Annotated in this window: 1 protein-coding gene; it reads left to right on the top strand. The window is 47.8% G+C overall.

What is annotated here, in order from left to right:
• Positions 1 to 410 precede the first annotated feature (410 nt).
• Positions 411 to 740: a glycosyltransferase gene (locus CIK04_RS34360; protein WP_325205897.1), complete on the top strand. Its 330-nt coding sequence runs from the start codon at positions 411 to 413 to the stop codon at positions 738 to 740.
• The last annotated feature ends 209 nt before the right edge of the window (positions 741 to 949 follow it).

The raw sequence follows: 949 nt of genomic DNA, 5'->3' as shown, positions 1-949 counted from the left end.
ATCAATGTGCCCGTTTTAACGGTGATTCCTCGTATTCGTGCCCCGCGTAACTGATCCCACTGAATATCACACCTCKCCCACCACAGCATCCGCTTCGGCGGGCATTTTTATCGTCTCGTCAAAGCGATTCTCAATATGAGAACGACACAAAGAAAAATTATAACCTCATGTTTTAATTCAACTAAATGATTGGCACATAACCTGCAAAATCCCTGAAGCACTCCGCAATGCTTTACGTCAATCAGTTGAAAGTGGGATAGCCATGAACAAAGACAAGCCGAGAAAAACCATTTTTCATGTTGTTCAACATCTCGCTCCCGGCGGCTTAGAAACGCTCGTTCTGGACATGATGAACGTCTGCTCGACGGATCACGATGTCTACATCATTAGCCTAGAGGGCACTAAACAAGATGCGGTATTGCACTGGCCTAAACTGCGCAAATACGCTCGCCAATGCGTCTTTCTTCGACAAAGGGGCGGGTATCCGCGTTCAGACCATTCGCTATCTCGTTAAGCTGTTTCGCCAGTTTTCACCCGATGTGGTTCATACCCATCATATTGGTCCGTTACTGTACGGAGGGCTTGCGGCTCGTTTAAGCGGTGTTGCTTGCCGCATTCATACTGAACATGACGGTTGGCACCTTACCCAGACTAAAAACGCGTTATTGCAAACATTGGCGTTAAAACTGGTAGCAACCCATCTTGGTGGCCGATGCAACCGAAGTAAAACAGAGCATTGAACAACATCTGCATCGTGAAACATCATTAACCATTAAAACGGCATTGATTGTGATTACTTTGCCCTGCGGATAAACTGAGGCTCGTAAGCAATTAGATCTGGCCGTTGGACAAGCGCATTGTCGGCTGCGCAGGAAGGTTGGAACCGGTGAAAGGTCATCAGTGGCTGATACAAGCACTGCCCATGCTGCCTCACGATGTGCACTTGGCG

This window comes from Vibrio sp. 03_296 (assembly GCF_002265885.1).
Note: the sequence above shows the minus strand (reverse complement) of the source record. Positions and strands in the feature narration are given on the sequence as shown.